We start from the raw sequence: 15,243 nt of genomic DNA, 5'->3' as shown, positions 1-15,243 counted from the left end.
AAGCATAGTAATCTTGGCCAAAAAGCTAATCACTTGATTAAGATTACTCATGAATGACAGATTTGTTTTACTAATCAGCCGAAATTTTAGGTTATTGCAGCTATTATGGATTGTCCCTTATCCTTTTGAAATATAATGCATTCCATATTGATGCAATGTTATATTATTGATATAAAGATAATAAATTTCCATCTTTCAAATATATTTGCCAGCATGAAGCGGATAAACCTCATTACCATCTTTTTATACCTTTCCACCAGCATAGTATCAGCACAAACTTCGCCGCCGGCAGATCTGGCTGCCATACAGCAAAATTTCAAAAAGCTCAATACACTGGGCAGCGTGCTGTATATAGCCGCTCATCCCGATGATGAGAACACCCGCTTGCTGGCTTACCTGGCCCAGGAAAAACATTACCGTACGGGTTATCTTTCCTGCACAAGGGGCGATGGAGGCCAAAATCTCATTGGAAATGAACAAAGTGAACTTTTGGGATTGATCCGCACGCAGGAGTTACTGGCCGCCCGCCGTGTGGATGGCGCCGAACAGTTTTTTACCCGGGCCAATGATTTTGGTTTTTCTAAAGGTCCCGAAGAGACGCTGAAAATATGGGATAAGGATAAGGTGCTGGGCGATATGGTTTGGGTGATCCGCAAATTCAGGCCTGATGTGATGATCTGCCGTTTTCCAACCACCGGCGAAGGTGGCCATGGTCATCATACCTCATCGGCTATATTGGCTCAGGAAGCATTCGCCGCCGCCGCCGATCCTAAGCGTTATCCCGAACAATTAAAATACGTACAGCCCTGGCAAGCCAAACGCCTGCTTTGGAACACTTTTAGTTTTGGCAGTGTAAATACCACGGCAAGCGATCAGTTTAAGATCAATGTAGGTGTTTATAACCCCATTTTAGGTAAGGGGTATGGCGAACTTGCTGCCGAAAGCCGCAGCAACCATAAAACACAGGGTTTTGGCTCAGCTAAGCAGCGTGGTGAGTTTTATGAATATTTCAAGACCATTTTGGGTGATGCCCCGCAGAACGATCTGATGGATGGCGTAAATACTACCTGGAAACGGGTGAAGGATGGCGAGGCTATCGGCGCCGGTATAGGTATTGTTAACCGTGATTTTAATCCGGAGGCCCCTGAAAAATCAGTTCCCGCTTTGGTGCAATTGTTGAGCAAGGTGGAAAAGATCTCTGATATATACTGGCGCACCCAAAAAACAAAAGAACTAAGCGAACTGATTGCCGCCTGCTCTGGCTTGTGGTTTGAAGCTTACGCCACCGAACCAACTTATGCTCTTGGCGATCAGATACAGGTACGCGCCCAGGTGGTTGACCGTTATAGCAACCGCGTAAAGATCAATAGCATCGCATTTCAAAACAATGTTTCCAACCTCAACAGCCAGGTGATCCCGGCCAATCAGCAACAAACATTTGAGCAAAGCGGTACTGCCGATAAACTGACACAGCCTTACTGGTTGGAAACACCTCACAGTTTAGGTGCTTATAATTTAGCTGACGAAACACTGGCAGGCAATCCCGAAAACCCCGATTTGCCCAAAGTTGATTTTGAATTTATTATAGAAGGTAAGCCGGTGCGTTTTGAGCGCAGATTGCTATATAAATATGTCGACCCGGTGAGAGGCGAAGTATACCAGCCGTTGGAAATAACCCCGCCGGTTACCGCCAATATCGAAAACCAGGATTATATTTTTAACTCGCAGCAGGAACAGCAGGTTCAAATCAAATTAAAAAGCTTTACCGCTGCCAGTGGTAACATCAGCTTAAAACCTATTGAAGGCTGGAAGATCGACCCCAAAAAAATTGAGTTTACCGGGAAAAATAAAAACGATGAATGGACGGTGACTTTTTCCATCGCTCCAACAGATAATAAACCCCGCGTTAATAATTTACAGGCTGTGGTAACGGTAAACGGGAAAACTTTTTCGCTGGCTCTGCGCCGCATCCGGTATGATCATGTGCCGGCTATTACGCTGTTCCCACCCGCCGAAACCAGGCTGGTAAACCTCGACCTGAAAATCGCGGGTAAAAAACTGGCTTACATTACAGGAGCCGGCGATCTGATGCCCGAGGCCCTGCGCCAGGTAGGCTATGATGTACACCTGCTTTCGGAAAATGAGATCATGAATGCCGATCTTTCTGTATATGATGCCATCATTACCGGGGTACGCGCTTATAATGTGAATGAGCGCCTGCGCTATGAGCAAAGCCGCCTGATGGATTATGTTAAAAACGGGGGTAATTTATTGGTACAATACAATAATAACGCGGGTCTGGTAATAAAACAAATAGGTCCATATCCTTTCCGGGTGGTAAACGAAAGGGTTACCGACGAAAATGCCGAAGTAACCATATTAGACAAACAAAACCCGGTGCTCAACTATCCCAACAAAATTACCCAGGACGATTTTAAAGGCTGGATCCAGGAGCGGGGGCTATATTTTGTAAGCGATATCGACTCACAATATAAAACCGTTTTACAGATGAACGATAAAGGCGAGCAGCCCAATAACGGATCGTTAATAGTAGGCGATTATGGTAAAGGACGTTTTGTATACACCTCGCTGGCCTTTTTCAGGGAATTACCTGCCGGTGTACCGGGAGCTTATCGCTTGTTCATCAATTTATTGAGTAAGCCGAAGGGGCAGTCGTTGTAATAAGAAAAAGAGGGGGCTGTCAGTCTGAGCTTGTCGAAGACTCGGGCGCAGAGGCCTGCCCGCCATGCTTCGACAGGCTCAGCATGACACCTCTTTTGCTCCCGCGAGATTAGCGCAGCGTATCTCGTGGGGCGCATGTTATAAGCTTTCAGCTTATATTTTCAGCTGAAAGCTGAAACCATAGTTACCACAGACTGGAAGCCCGCGACAGCAGACAGATAAGACTTACGAAGTTTCAAAAACTTCGTAAGTCTTCAATAAGCAGCTATGCGTAACAATTGTAAATCACCATTAAATAAAATGTTGAAAAAATCAATTAATCATCTATTTTTGCAAACGTTATAATAACAGTAATATGGAACAACACAAAGAAGAAGAAAAAAGCCTTGATTTTGTATTTTATCTTGTTGGCTTAGTTTCCGGGCTTTTTACAGGAGCTATAATTGATAAAGGATTTACCTGGATAGCCGTTGGTGGTGTTTTGGGCTTATTAACCGCCGGTTTCTTTTTAACTGTATTGGTTAAAGGCCGTGGTGAAAAGGCCTGATCCTGATCTGCCCTCTTTTATAAAAAATTGGAACCAGTTTTACGGCATTGTAGTCGTGTGGCTGGTTTTTTTAATTTTAGTATTTTGGCTCATTACAAAATCTTTTGAATGAGTTTACCCGATTGGATAGTTTTAGGACTTACGCTGTTGGCCATAGTAGCTTATGGCGTATGGAAAAGCGGCAGCAATAAAAATATCGATCAATTTTTGATGGGTAACCGCTCGTTACCCTGGTACCATGTGGGTTTCTCGGTTATGGCTACCCAAGCCAGTGCCATCACTTTTCTTTCGGCTCCCGGCCAGGCTTATTCAGATGGGATGCGTTTTGTACAGTTTTACTTTGGTTTACCGCTGGCCATGATTGTGCTGTGCGTAACCTTTGTCCCTATATTCCACCGCCTAAAAGTTTATACGGCTTATGAGTTCCTGGAGCAACGTTTTGATCTCAAGACCCGTGCGCTTACTTCGTTTCTTTTTTTGGTATTACGCAGCCTGTCAACAGGTGTGGCTATCTATGCGCCAGCCATTATTTTATCAACCATACTTAATATCAATACGGTTTATACCACCTTGTTTATAGGTGGATTGGTAATATTTTACACCGTTTATGGCGGCAGTAAAGCGGTATCATACACGCAGTTGCTGCAAATGAGTATCATATTTGCAGGTATGTTTTTGGCCGGGATACTGGTGGTACGCTTACTGCCATCGGGCGTGGGTTTTACACATGCCCTGAAAATGGCGGGCAAGCTTGGCCATATGAATGTGATAGACTGGAAATTTGACTGGAGTAACCGCTACACCGTGTGGAGCGGCCTGATAGGCGGCTTCTTTTTGCAGTTATCCTATTTCGGGACAGACCAAAGCCAGGTTGGCCGTTATTTAACGGGCAGCTCCATTGGGCAAAGCAGACTGGGCCTTATTATGAATGGGCTTATCAAAATTCCTATGCAGTTCCTCATCCTGCTCATTGGCGTATTGGTTTTAGCCTTTTATCAGTTTAACCGGCCACCCATGTTTTTTAATAATTACGAGGTAGCGCGGGTAAAACAAAGCAGCTATGCTACACAATATAATTACCTCGACCGGCAATATACCCAGGCTTTTGAACAGCGGAAAGCAAAAGCGAATGAACTGGTAAAAGCGCTTGACGGCAAAAATGAGGAACAGATAGATCACGCTAAAGGTGCCTTAAAGATAGCCGATAAGCAATCGCGCATTATACGGCAGGACGCCATTGCGCTCATGAAAAAGAATAATGCAGGCGCTGATGAAAACGATACCAATTACGTATTTCTGACCTTTGTAAAGCAATACTTACCCCAGGGACTAGTGGGCCTACTGATAGCTATTATATTTTTGGCTTCGATGGGGTCAACAGCAAGCGCGCTTAATTCACTGGCCTCAACTACCGTGATCGATATTTACAAACGCACCATCAATAAGGATGCGTCTGATAAAAACTATTTGCTGGTATCCCGCATGTCAACCGTATTTTGGGGTATAGTGTGCGTAATTATGGCCTTATATGCCGGTAAACTTGGCAATTTACTGGAAGCCGTGAACCAACTGGGCTCCTATATATATGGAACCGTATTGGGCGTGTTTGTAGTAGCTTTTTATATGAAACGGGTAAGCGGAACCCCGGTTTTTATTGGCGCCATTATAAGCGAAGTAATCATATTATATTTAGGATTGAGTAAAACAGTTGCTTATTTATGGCTTAACCCCATAGGTTGCTTTTTAGTAATGATCGTAGCTTATCTGATCAATAAATTGTTGCCACAAAAAAGCCCGGGTCTGATAGAACCGGGCCTGTAATATTTTTTATGCTGAATTAGTTTCTGGCTTGACTAAGCGCCTCCAGGTTTAATCGAAGATATTCATCATCATTGCTTTCTTTTGAAAGCTCAATTCCGGCTTCGGCGGCAGCTACAGCGCCGGCTTTATCTCCCTTTTTTAATAATAAGCGCGATTCCCATAGTTTAAACCATGGGCCTTTAGGATCTTCCTTTTCGGCCTCGGCTACCCAGCCTAATGCTTTATCGGTATCCTTGTTGTTTTCATAATACCATTGGATGGCGTTAAAATAATAGGGTTTACGATCGCCTTTCATCAACTCATCAATATTGGCCATGATCTTGGCGTCATCGTCGGTCTCCATGTGTATAAAGGCAGCTGTATGGTCCCAAACCAGGTACAGATCTGTTGACCGGGTATTAGAGTTGGCAAAAGCCATGGTAAATGTTTCCCGTTTTTCGTTTACGCGGATGGATTTTATCTCAAAACGTAAAAAGTCATCGGCTTGTTTATAGCTGTAAGCGCCCCATTGCTTAACGGTTTTGTTCAGGATGATGGTCCATCCGTTTCTTTGTGGGATGCTGAATAAGGAATAAGTGCCGGCTGGTACATTATGCCCTTCAATAATTACTTTTTCTGTAAAGGTAATGGTTGTGGCCGCATTGGCCCCTGTGCGCCAAACTTCACCATAAGGTATTATACCACCAAATATTTTACGGTCCTTAACGTTTGGCCGTGAGTAGGTAATAGTCACTTTTCCCAATCCAAAATCCTGGATAATGGTTTGTGTTGAACTGGCCTCAGGAATGCGGGGTACTGCCTGTCCAAAGCTTTTATAGCTTGCACATGCCAATAGCATGGTTGCTAAAAATAAGTAAGTCTTTCTCATGTTATGTTTTCGATACTAAGATACCAAATGTTTTTATTCGGTAAATATTGTATTGGAGTAATAAATTTTATGAAAGTTTAATGAGGTAAGTGGCGAGTTACAAGAGTAGAGAGCGGTTTTTATGTAACAATCTAATATCAAACAGTGAAAAAAGTAACTACTTACTACTCTCCACTCACAATTCACTAATTTATTACCTTTGCGGTTATGATTGATGTGTTATTAAACAAAGGTAAAGAGAAAGCTGTTTTGCAAAAACACCCCTGGGTATTTTCGGGAGCTGTTGAAAAAGTAAAGGGTAAACCTGCCAATGGCGATGTGGTACGGCTGCTTAACGCAAAAGGCGATTTTATGGCCTATGGTTTTTATAACGATCAATCGCGGGTGGCGCTGCGCCTGCTGGAATGGGGCGAAGCCGTTGAAATTAACGACGATTGGTTTCGCCGTAAACTGGTATCCGCTATTAAAAGCCGTGCCCATGTGTTAAATAATGGAACCAATACATGCCGCCTGGTTTTCAGTGAAGCGGATTACTTGCCGGGGCTGATTGTTGATAAATATGCAGGTCACCTGGCCGTACAGGTGCTCACCTCGGGTATGGAACGGGTGATGCCGGTAATTATTGATGAACTGCAAAAGCTGCTGAACCCCGAAAGCATATCTGATAAAAGCGATAACTCCTCCCGGGCGCATGAAGGTCTGACCGAAGCCGAAAATAAGGTGCTTTTTGGTAACCCGCCACCAGAGATAGTAGAAGTATTGGAGAACAATATTGTTTACGGCATCAATATCACCGAAGGTCAAAAATCTGGCTTTTATTGCGATCAGCGCGATAACCGCCATATAGTAGCCAACTATGCCAATGGTAAAAAAGTGCTGGATTGTTTTTGTTATACCGGGGGCTTTACCCTCAATAGCTTAAAAAACGGAGCTGCATCGGTAACCAGTGTGGATAGCTCGGCATTGGCTATTGAAACATTGAAAGAAAATATCCTGTTAAATAAATTGGATGCTGGTAAACACACGGCCATAAAATCAGATGTCAATGTGCAGCTGCGCAAATTCAGGGATGAGGGCGAAAAATTTGATGTTATCGTGCTCGATCCGCCAAAGTACGCGCCTTCCCGCTCCGCGCTTACACGGGCATCCAGGGCCTATAAAGATCTGAACCGTTTAGGCATGCTGTTACTGAATGAAGGCGGCCTGCTGGCCACATATTCCTGCTCGGGCGCCATGGATATGGAAACCTTTAAACAAGTAATTGCCTGGGCCGCGCTGGATGCAGGCAAGCAGGTTCAATTCATTTACCAATTCCACCAACCCGAAGACCACCCCGTACGGGCATCCTTCCCCGAAGGCGAATATTTGAAGGGATTGCTGTGCAGGGTGTTTTGATTTAGAATCAAGAGATAAGAGTCAGGAATCAAGACGCAATATAAGGTCAGAATCTTATTATAACTATTTTGTCATCCTGAGGGGAGCGAAGGATCTGTTAACGAACTATGCATCTCTAAAAATAGATGCTTCACTCCGTTCAGCATGACAAAGGGAAATTTTCGTTGAAGAGCACGCGAGGAGATTGCTTCGTTCCTTACAGCAATGACGTATTTATTAATTGCTCAATCTCTTGCTTCCTGACTCTTATTTCTTGCTTCCCGCTTTCTTAACCGCTTTTGCTTTCATTTTCAGGTTCAGCATTTCCACCAGTACCGAGAAGGCCATGGCGAAGTAGATATAGCCTTTAGGGATATGCTGTTCAAAGGCTTCGGCTAAAAGCGAAACACCTATTAATAACAGGAACGACAGCGCCAGCATTTTTACCGTTGGATGCTTATTTACAAAGCTGGCTACCCCGTTTGATGCCCACATCATAATGCCTACGGCTATTACAACCGCCAGTATCATGATCTCTACATGGCTGGCCATACCCACCGCGGTAATCACTGAGTCGAGCGAGAAAACGATATCCAGCAGCATGATCTGGACGATGGTTCCCCAAAAGCTGTGCTTTTTTACTTTATCAGTATTTTCTTCTTCGCCTTCAATTTTATGATGTATCTCGGCAGTGCTTTTGTATATCAGGAATAATCCGCCGATGATGAGGATCAGGTCGCGGCCGGATATGGCTAATTTTTCTACCCAATCGGCATCGGTAATATTAATTAAATGCGCAAGGTTAAACAGCGGGGAGGTAAGCGTCATTACCCAACTGATGGATAATAAAAGCAGCACCCGGGTGATCATGGCCATGCCCAGACCAAGCCTGCGGCCTTTTGCTTGCTGATTTGCAGGGAGTTTATCAGATAAAATGGATATGAATATCACATTGTCTATCCCCAGTACAATTTCCAGCAGGGTTAGGGTAATGAGCGATATCCAGGATTCGGCATGAGCGAATATTTCCATAGCAGGGTAATTTGGATTTGGTTGCCCCTAAAATAACAAAACCCCTGCCGAAAATGGCAGAGGCTTGCTATCAATGTTAAAATATAAGGTGTTTGTGAAGAGAATCAAGAAATAAGAGTCAGGAATCAAGCGCCAGGAGTGAGGCTGTTTTTCTTGATTCTTGACTCTTATTTCTTGACTCTTTTAATCAAAGCTTACGCTGCCGTAGCTGGTGTTAATAGTTATGTTTTTATCGTTTGATCCTTTACCCAGATGGCCTTTGTAATTTTTAGTTGGGTTATAACCCCTATCGTTATCAGATGGGCTTTTGCTGGTAATGTTGATATCATGCCCCCCGTAATTAAAACTACCGTAACGTACCGTTACATCAAAGTCGGCGTTCTGATCATTGCTGATACCCAGTTTTACACTGGAGTAAGAGGAGTTTACCGATAGGCTTTTGATGTTTTTATCAACCTCATTAATATTCAAATTGCCGCTAAACTTTACGTTGATATTACCCGAAGTGGTAATACGGCCAATTTTGGCCGAGCCGTAACTGATGTCGGCATTGAGTTTATTGCATTCTCCCAGGCTAAGGCTGCCGTAAGCAACATCCAGGTCGCTGCCATTAAGTGAGCCAATAGTAGCGCTGCCATATTTTACCGTGATCTGGTTACCCGGACTGCTCAGGTTTTTAGCCACCAGGCTGCCATAGGAGTTGTTAACGGTAAGCTTTCCATCCAGATCGGGCAGGCTGGTGGCGCCATATTTATTGCTTACATTCAATGGGTTTCTGGATGGCATATATACCGTATAATTCACCTCAATTTTGCGCACATTATTGCGTTTGCCACCAAATAACGACCATGAGCCACCATTGTCGTCGCTGTTGATACTGGTTTTAAAATAAACACCATTGCCATCTTTGCTATCTCTGATGGTTACATTATCCAGCAGTTTCTGAGCCAGATCATCATCGTTGGCGCCCACTTTTATCTGTACATCAACCTTAACCTCGCTTTTGTTCCAGGTGTTCACCGTAATCCGGCCAAAGCGGTTATCCAGGTTGATCACGTCGTTACCATCTATCGAATAACTTTTACTGTAGTTTTTTACCTTTTCAACACCATCATCATGCTGTTTATCAGTATCGGTGCTGTAGCTAAAATTGGTATCAAAATCTTTAAAGCCTAAAGCTATCTGCGGCGCTATATTGCTGAAATCATAGGCAAAGTTCATGATGCTGTCATTCAGCTTATAGGTAAAATTTTTATCCAGCTGTTTAAACTGCTTACTAAAATTCTTGAATTTCAGGTTCATTTGCTGCTGGTGCTGCAGGTTAAGTTTGCCCATGCGTATTTGCAGATCCTTTAACTTAACATGCAGATCCTTCATTTTTAGCTGAAAATCTTTGCTGTCCGGAGGTGTAAGCTTGTTTAAAGGGGCAACCGGAGGCATAGGCGGAAGCACTGGAGCCGGAGCCGGAACGGGTGCAGGGGTTTCCTGCGCAAAACTGATCGTGTTAACGGCTAACAGGGCCATTAGTGTAAGGATCGACCGTTTAAATATTCTTGATTTCATCTTTTTGCTCTTTTTTCATTTGATTGAACTGTTCTATCACACTCAATTGCTGATTAAGCACCTCTGTTTGTACCTGCAAGTTCCGGATCATGGCACGTAAAACACGCTCCTGGTTGGGGCTGGTGGCTAAATCGGCATTAAGCCTTTTATAAGTAGAATCCATTTTGGCTATTTCGGCGCTAAACTCTTTATACAGCTGCGGATCGGCTTTGGAAACCGATTTTAGCTCGGTGAGCTTAGTTTCAACAAGCGATGCATAGTGCATTTGCTGTTTGGCATACTCAGGGTTTATGGCGGCCAGGTCCACGGTTTTTGCGCTTTTTTGACTTTGGAGGTATATTCCGAAGCCTATGCCCATAACAATGATCACTGATGCGGCCACGCGAAGCACGAATGCAAGCGAAAAAGTTTTTGTTTCCGGCTTTTTTGGCAACTCCTCCGGCATGTTAAGGCTTTGCTCAATTTTGCTCCACAGATCAACCGATGGTTCGATCTCGTCAAACTCTTCCCTGTTGTTTTTAATGAAATCTTCAAATCGCTTGCTCATAATTCGGGTCCTTTCCTTTTTAAAATTTCCATTAACTTTCTTTTAGCTCTCAAAAACTGTGTTCTTGAGGTGTTTTCTGATATATTCAATATTTGTCCTATTTCTTCATGATCATAACCTTCCAGCAGGTAAAGCGACAGTACCACCCGGTATCCATCGGGCAATTGTTTCATGCCTTCTTTTACCCAGGCCACCTGGTACTGTATTTCTTCATCATCTTCCGGTTCTTCATCTGGTATATTTTCCAGGTGGTCGCCTTCCAGTTCAATCAGCTCCAGCCTGCGCTTGCGCAACAGGTTGATGGATCGGTTCACCACTATTTGCTTCAGCCATAAACCAAAAGTGGTATCCTGCCTAAAATCTTTCAGTTTGTTAAAAGCATCCAGAAAAGCCTCCTGCAAAACATCTTCAGCTTCGGCAATATTGCCCACGATCCTAAAGGCGACGTTCAACATCGCTTTAGAATACAACCGGTACAACTCGTAACTGGCCTTTTTGCTTCCCTGTTTGCATTCAACCACCAGGTTATAATGCTTATCTACATATATGGCTTCCAAATTTCTGATCAGGTTTCAGATTAAATGACGCATCATTTTTAGCAACGTTGCATCATCATGAAAAATAATTTATATAAGCAATAATTTTTTGTTTAGATAAGCGTTTTGGATCGTTGATTTTTTCTGAACCTTGATACGCTTGATTTAGGGATTTTAGGATATCAAGAGGATATTACAAAATCATGGAAATCTTTTAATCCGAAAAACGGCGTAGCCCTCAACGGAGTTAATCATGGTTCAGAAAAAATCAGCGCAATCAATGAAATCAATATAAATCAACGGTCAAGAAAGGCATCAACAGCCTTCACCGCATTTTCATAGCGATCCTGGCCCGTGCCGGATATCACTACATAGTTTGCCTGCAGGGCGGTGAGTTCTTTATGCCATACCTGCATAAAATGTTCGCGCAGTTCGGGGAAATTGCGCAGGGGGTCATCCTGCCAGGGCAGGTCGATATCTAACAGTAAATAAAAATCATAGGGGTGTTTGGGTAATTCGTCCAGTACTTCCTGCGGTGCCTGGCCAAACATGTGCTCGCTCCATATTTTTACGGTTAAAAAGGTGGTATCGCATATCAGGAGCCCGTTGGCTTTGGGCAGTAAGCTAGCTTCGAGCGCCAGTTGTCCCTGAAACATATTGATCTCATCCTGCCAGGTACAGGGGCCAGTAAGCGCTGCGCAATACTCCCTGGAAAATTCGGGTACGGCGATGGTACGGTAATGAGCCGCCAGGTAATCAGACATGGTTGATTTCCCCGTTGATTCGGGCCCGACAACTGCTATTTTGGGGATGTGTTTCATGTGGAAGCTTGTATTTCTGAACCTTGATACACTTGATTTAATGATTTTCATGATTAATGAAACACTTTAACACAAATCATGAAAATCTTTTAATCCTATAAATCAAGGTTCAGATAATTTTTACCTTTCCAGTTTCGGTACCCTGGTAGGTGTGTCTTGTCCCGAAACGATGGTGCGGGAGCTTAACGCTATGGCCCTGATGGTTGAGGTGATATTGTTTACATCCAGCGAGCTAAACTCATCTTTTACGGTATGGTACAGTTTGTCAATATCTATCTGGTCGGTTGAGATGGTATGTGCCGGTACACCCTTTTCGGCCAGTGAGGCGTTATCGCTGCGGTAAAACAGGTCCTGATCCGGATAGGGGTCGGGATGGAACTCAAATTTGGTTCCCTTAAGGTTGTTTTGCAATATGGTGCCAAAGTTGGAACGATCAAAGCCGGTAATAAAGGCTGAGTTTTCGCCAAATTTAGAAGCCTTGCCAATCATCTCGATATTGAACATGGCTACCACTTTATCCGGATCAACCTGGGTGGCAAAATATTGTGAGCCGTATTCGCCTATTTCTTCGGCGGTAAAGGCTACAAAGATAAGGGTGCGGGCATTATTATTTAGCTTTTTGTAGTATTTGGCTAAGGATATCACCGCTGTGGTACCCGAAGCATCATCATCGGCACCATTGGCTATACTGTCGCCTTCCATGGCTTTGATAATCCCCAGATGGTCATAATGTCCCGAAAAAACAACAAACTCATTGGGTTTGGTTTTACCAGGGATAATGCCGGCTACGTTAAACAAAGGCAGTTCTTCGCTTTTACTTTCGTAGCTGATATCAAAGGAACTGATGTTATCAAATTTGCCCAATACAAACGCGATGGACGACGCCGTTTTACCTTTAAAGCTCACATTGCCCCTCAATGTATAATCACGGATGCGTTTAAACAGGCTCAGGAATTTTGGATCAACGATCATTAAGGTTTTTTTGCCGCTTTTTTCGGCGCTCATGTATTCCTGCCTGAAATTTTTGTCGGCCGTTACATTCACTATCTGCACCTCCTTGTCGCTGGCCCAGGTAAATGATTCTGCACCCGATGCAAAAACACTATCGGCTATAATGGCTTTACCATTAATAGCTGCGGTTATTTTTACAGGGGTTGAGCGTATCATGGTAAAATTTTGGCGGTAGCCCGTATTGCCGGCCAATGGTTTTAGACCTGCTTTGGTATATTCGCTTTCAATAAATTTGGCGGCTTTTTCAATACCCGGCGTAAAGGTTGCCCGGCCCTGCATATCATCGGCACTCAGGGTTTTAATAATGCGGGTTACATCATCCTGATTGATGAGCTTGTTAACATCTTGCCCAAAGCTGTAGGTTGATACAGCTAAAAGAGCGGTTATTACGGTGAGTTTTTTCATGAGTATTAGTTTTTCTTCACTTGTCATTTCGAACGAGGTACGAGGAGAAACTACCTCTTGAGCGCAGCGAAAAATCTTTTACAAGCGATATGCTGAACGTATAAGATTTCTCCCTCCGGTCGAAATGACAGGCAGGGTGTTCATTTGAGTTTGTAAATTTTATTTGACTTTTGATCGTAACCAATTGTTACGGAATTCTTCCTGCTCTTTGCTTAGTTGTTTTCCTGCTTTTTCGTAAGTAACCACTTCAAAGTATGGGCTTTCTTCCAGCGCGATGGTAGTTTCATGAGCACCTGTGCGGTTTTTATAGTTTACGGTTATTTTATCGCCTGGTTTTTTGCCCGCCAGTACATCGGCAAATGATTTTGGATCGGTAATGGTTTGACCATCGGCTTTCAGGATAATATCGCCTGCATCTAAGCCCGCCTTATAAACGGGGGTACCTGTAGTGGTGCTCGATAGGATTGCTAAACCCTCGGTGCCGACAGCACGCTGCTGACCCGAACGGCCGCGACCCGCATTGGTAGCCAGTGAGCCAGCCCAGGCCTTGCCCGGCTGTATTTTGCGCAGTACCAATCCGGCTTTGTTCAGCAGCTCTTCGTAATTATTTTTATCAATACCATAAATGTAGCGCTTAAAAAAGTCGGCGGCAAACTTAGGGTTGTTGGTCACCTTGGCCAGATCGGCTTGCAAATCAGGTATAGTGTAAGGTTTCATCACCTTGCCGCGGCTTAACCAAACCTGGCGCATATAATCATCAAGCGTCAGCTTAAATTCGCCCCGAAGGCGCATATCCAATGCCAGTGCTATGGCGCCGCCATAGGTATAGTAGCTGGTAAAGTCGTTAACGTTATTATTCGGGTCGATAGATACTCCGTTATCTGCAAATACCGAGTAGCGGCTCATTTGCGTTGCCGGATATTTAGCGGCCCCCGGGGTGTTCAGGATCTGGTTAACCAGGCCCGCTAATGTACGGGTATAGTCATCGAGCGAAGTAAAACCGGCGCGGGTAAGCAGCAGGTCGCCATAATATTGGGTAAAACCTTCGGCAAACCAAAGCTCGCTGCTCATATTGGCATGCTCAAAATTAAACGGCTCCAATGATTTTGGACGGATGCGTTTTACGTTCCAGCTGTGAAAATATTCATGCGAAAAAATATCCAGCAGATCGTTCTCGTTACCGGCAACCTTCTCCAGCGGATCAACAATGCAGGTAGAGTTGCGGTGCTCCATACCATCACCAGAGTCTGTTGGGTACACGTCGGTTATAAAGGTATACTCGCCATAATCATAAGCAGGTAGTTCGCCAAAAACAGCTTTTTCTTCCAGTACCAGCTTTTGTACCATTTTACCAAAGTTATCAACCGTTGCCTGGTCGTCATCGGAGTGGATGCTTACATTTATTTTTTGCTTTTTACCATCGGTATTCACCACGTCCCAGCTGGTTACCTTGGAGTTGGCCAGTTCGGTAGGGCTATCCATCATGTATTGCATATTGGGAGCGCTGTATACATTGGCTCCTTCAGATTTTAATTGTGTGGATACTTTCCAGCCATATTTATCCAGATCGTTAAATTCAAATTTTACTGGTCTTTTTTCCTGGCCAATTACCCAGGCAAAAGCAGCGGGCATATTCAAGTGGGCGTGGCTGGGATCAATGCTGGCGTAAGTACCGTCGGTCCAGTTGCCAAACAGGGTATAGCTTATTTTGATATTCTCCGGGTGTGAACCAACTTCATACAGGTCGCCCTCTATTTGCGTAAAAGGGATATCGGTACCATCAATAGCGGTTACTTTAACATTATAGATGTTTTTACCAAACTCGTGAGTAGCATAACGCCCTGCCGATGAGCGGCTCATGCGGAAACGTAAACTTTGGGGGGCCTGGGGCACGGTCATCACAATTTCTGCCTCATGATGAGCGGCATTAGGAAAAGATATAGAATAATAGATTGGCTTTTGTTTATCCTGCGCCATAGCTGCAGTGCTCAATAAAGCGGCAACGGTAATTAGAAATATTTTTTTCATGAAGATCA

At 44.0% G+C, this 15,243-nt stretch carries 12 protein-coding genes; 4 read left to right on the top strand and 8 right to left on the bottom strand.

Annotated elements, in window-relative coordinates:
• Window positions 1-213 precede the first annotated feature (213 nt).
• From ACTJKG_RS00270 to ACTJKG_RS00260, 3 genes are all read left to right on the top strand, one after another.
• A complete protein-coding gene (locus ACTJKG_RS00270; RefSeq protein ID WP_172337635.1) occupies window positions 214-2,682 on the top strand; it encodes a PIG-L family deacetylase in 2,469 nt (822 codons plus the stop codon).
• A gap of 355 nt (window positions 2,683-3,037) precedes the next feature.
• On the top strand, window positions 3,038-3,229 hold the full coding sequence (locus ACTJKG_RS00265; protein WP_172337634.1) for a hypothetical protein: 192 nt from the start codon (window positions 3,038-3,040) through the stop codon (window positions 3,227-3,229).
• Between the two features lie 108 nt (window positions 3,230-3,337).
• Window positions 3,338-5,050, top strand: coding sequence for a sodium:solute symporter (locus tag ACTJKG_RS00260; protein WP_172337633.1), 1,713 nt, complete (start codon window positions 3,338-3,340; stop codon window positions 5,048-5,050).
• Between the two features lie 16 nt (window positions 5,051-5,066).
• Here the strand turns inward: ACTJKG_RS00260 and ACTJKG_RS00255 are convergent, their stop codons facing one another.
• Window positions 5,067-5,918, bottom strand: a complete 852-nt coding sequence (locus ACTJKG_RS00255) for a DUF2911 domain-containing protein (protein ID WP_172337632.1) — start codon at window positions 5,916-5,918, stop codon at window positions 5,067-5,069.
• Window positions 5,919-6,125: 207 nt separating this feature from the next.
• Between ACTJKG_RS00255 and ACTJKG_RS00250 the strand changes: the two genes are divergently transcribed.
• On the top strand, window positions 6,126-7,313 hold the full coding sequence (locus tag ACTJKG_RS00250; protein ID WP_172337631.1) for a class I SAM-dependent rRNA methyltransferase: 1,188 nt from the start codon (window positions 6,126-6,128) through the stop codon (window positions 7,311-7,313).
• Between the two features lie 246 nt (window positions 7,314-7,559).
• On the opposite strand, the gene ACTJKG_RS00245 is transcribed toward ACTJKG_RS00250, so the two are convergent.
• The 7 genes from ACTJKG_RS00245 to ACTJKG_RS00215 all read right to left on the bottom strand — a co-directional run bounded on the left by ACTJKG_RS00245 (window position 7,560) and on the right by ACTJKG_RS00215 (window position 15,235).
• A complete protein-coding gene (locus ACTJKG_RS00245; protein WP_172337630.1) occupies window positions 7,560-8,324 on the bottom strand; it encodes a TerC family protein in 765 nt (254 codons plus the stop codon).
• A 183-nt stretch (window positions 8,325-8,507) separates the two neighbouring features.
• A complete protein-coding gene (locus ACTJKG_RS00240; RefSeq protein ID WP_440738025.1) occupies window positions 8,508-9,887 on the bottom strand; it encodes a hypothetical protein in 1,380 nt (459 codons plus the stop codon).
• Window positions 9,868-10,434, bottom strand: coding sequence for a hypothetical protein (locus ACTJKG_RS00235; RefSeq protein ID WP_172337628.1), 567 nt, complete (start codon window positions 10,432-10,434; stop codon window positions 9,868-9,870). The genes ACTJKG_RS00240 and ACTJKG_RS00235 overlap by 20 nt, the downstream gene beginning before the upstream one ends.
• Window positions 10,431-10,991 carry an RNA polymerase sigma factor gene (locus tag ACTJKG_RS00230; RefSeq protein ID WP_172337627.1) on the bottom strand — a complete coding sequence of 187 codons (561 nt, stop codon included), beginning with the start codon at window positions 10,989-10,991 and terminating at the stop codon, window positions 10,431-10,433. Before ACTJKG_RS00230 ends, ACTJKG_RS00235 begins: the two co-directional genes overlap by 4 nt.
• A 275-nt stretch (window positions 10,992-11,266) precedes the next feature.
• Window positions 11,267-11,842, bottom strand: a complete 576-nt coding sequence (locus ACTJKG_RS00225; RefSeq protein WP_440738024.1) for an AAA family ATPase — start codon at window positions 11,840-11,842, stop codon at window positions 11,267-11,269.
• 69 nt (window positions 11,843-11,911) lie between these two features.
• On the bottom strand, window positions 11,912-13,207 hold the full coding sequence (locus ACTJKG_RS00220) for a M20/M25/M40 family metallo-hydrolase (protein ID WP_440738023.1): 1,296 nt from the start codon (window positions 13,205-13,207) through the stop codon (window positions 11,912-11,914).
• Between the two features lie 159 nt (window positions 13,208-13,366).
• Window positions 13,367-15,235, bottom strand: coding sequence for a M61 family metallopeptidase (locus tag ACTJKG_RS00215; protein ID WP_440738022.1), 1,869 nt, complete (start codon window positions 15,233-15,235; stop codon window positions 13,367-13,369).
• Window positions 15,236-15,243 lie beyond the last annotated feature (8 nt).

The organism is Mucilaginibacter sp. 22184, from assembly GCF_052045695.1.
Lineage (GTDB): Bacteria > Bacteroidota > Bacteroidia > Sphingobacteriales > Sphingobacteriaceae > Mucilaginibacter.
This window is presented reverse-complemented; position numbering and strand designations above follow the sequence as displayed.

Coding starts and splice junctions, on each gene's coding strand:
- ACTJKG_RS00270 (WP_172337635.1), top strand. CDS start 214: ATGAAGCGGATAAACCTCATTACCATCTTTTTATACCTTTCCACCAGC.
- ACTJKG_RS00265 (WP_172337634.1), top strand. CDS start 3,038: ATGGAACAACACAAAGAAGAAGAAAAAAGCCTTGATTTTGTATTTTAT.
- ACTJKG_RS00260 (WP_172337633.1), top strand. CDS start 3,338: ATGAGTTTACCCGATTGGATAGTTTTAGGACTTACGCTGTTGGCCATA.
- ACTJKG_RS00255 (WP_172337632.1), bottom strand. CDS start 5,918: ATGAGAAAGACTTACTTATTTTTAGCAACCATGCTATTGGCATGTGCA.
- ACTJKG_RS00250 (WP_172337631.1), top strand. CDS start 6,126: ATGATTGATGTGTTATTAAACAAAGGTAAAGAGAAAGCTGTTTTGCAA.
- ACTJKG_RS00245 (WP_172337630.1), bottom strand. CDS start 8,324: ATGGAAATATTCGCTCATGCCGAATCCTGGATATCGCTCATTACCCTA.
- ACTJKG_RS00240 (WP_440738025.1), bottom strand. CDS start 9,887: ATGAAATCAAGAATATTTAAACGGTCGATCCTTACACTAATGGCCCTG.
- ACTJKG_RS00235 (WP_172337628.1), bottom strand. CDS start 10,434: ATGAGCAAGCGATTTGAAGATTTCATTAAAAACAACAGGGAAGAGTTT.
- ACTJKG_RS00225 (WP_440738024.1), bottom strand. CDS start 11,842: ATGAAAATCATTAAATCAAGTGTATCAAGGTTCAGAAATACAAGCTTC.
- ACTJKG_RS00220 (WP_440738023.1), bottom strand. CDS start 13,207: ATGAAAAAACTCACCGTAATAACCGCTCTTTTAGCTGTATCAACCTAC.
- ACTJKG_RS00215 (WP_440738022.1), bottom strand. CDS start 15,235: ATGAAAAAAATATTTCTAATTACCGTTGCCGCTTTATTGAGCACTGCA.